Origin of the sequence: Streptococcus sp. 10824, assembly GCF_013276595.1 — a bacterium.
Classification (GTDB): Bacteria; Bacillota; Bacilli; order Lactobacillales; family Streptococcaceae; genus Streptococcus; species Streptococcus pseudopneumoniae.
This window is the reverse complement of the sequence record NZ_VMLH01000039.1, coordinates 1-533: the sequence shown is the minus strand read 5'-3', so window position 1 is coordinate 533 and position 533 is coordinate 1. Positions and strand designations below refer to the sequence as shown.

The window sequence follows — 533 nt, the reverse complement described above, 5'->3', positions numbered from 1 at the left end:
TTTCAGCGACCATCATTTTAGAACAATGATAGCACTTGAAACGACGCTTTCTAAGGAGAATTCTAGTAGGCATACCAGTCGTTTCAAGATAAGGAATTTTAGAAGGTTTTTGAAAGTCATATTTCTTCATTTGACTTCCGCACTCAGGACAAGATGGAGCTTCATAGTCCAGTTTGGCGATGAGTTCCTTGTATGTATCCTTATTAATGATATCCATAGGGGATTTACCCACTACAAATATTATAGAGCCCAAAAAGGTGGCTATGTCACCTTTTTGTGTCAGTGTAGGTATTTGTGACGCGGTGGTGGGGCATCAATGGAGCTTCTTGAAGGTAATACTCTTCGAAAATCTCTTCAAACCACGTCAGCGTCGCCTTACCGTAGGTATGGTTACTGACTTCGTCAGTTTTATCTACAACCTCAAAACCATGTTTTGAGCTGACTTCGTCAGTTCTATCTACAACCTCAAAGCAGTGCTTTGAGCAACCTGCGGCTAGCTTCCTAGTTTGCTCTTTGATTTTCATTGAGTATGA

At 40.9% G+C, this 533-nt stretch carries 1 protein-coding gene and 1 pseudogene; both read right to left on the bottom strand.

The window, feature by feature from the left end; translation table 11 throughout:
• Nucleotides 1–217: transposase family protein (locus tag HT701_RS03980; protein WP_172931241.1), on the bottom strand; the 217-nt coding region annotated here is incomplete at its 3' end.
• A gap of 49 nt (nt 218–266) precedes the next feature.
• Nucleotides 267–533, bottom strand: a pseudogene (locus tag HT701_RS11425) (hypothetical protein); the annotation flags it as partial.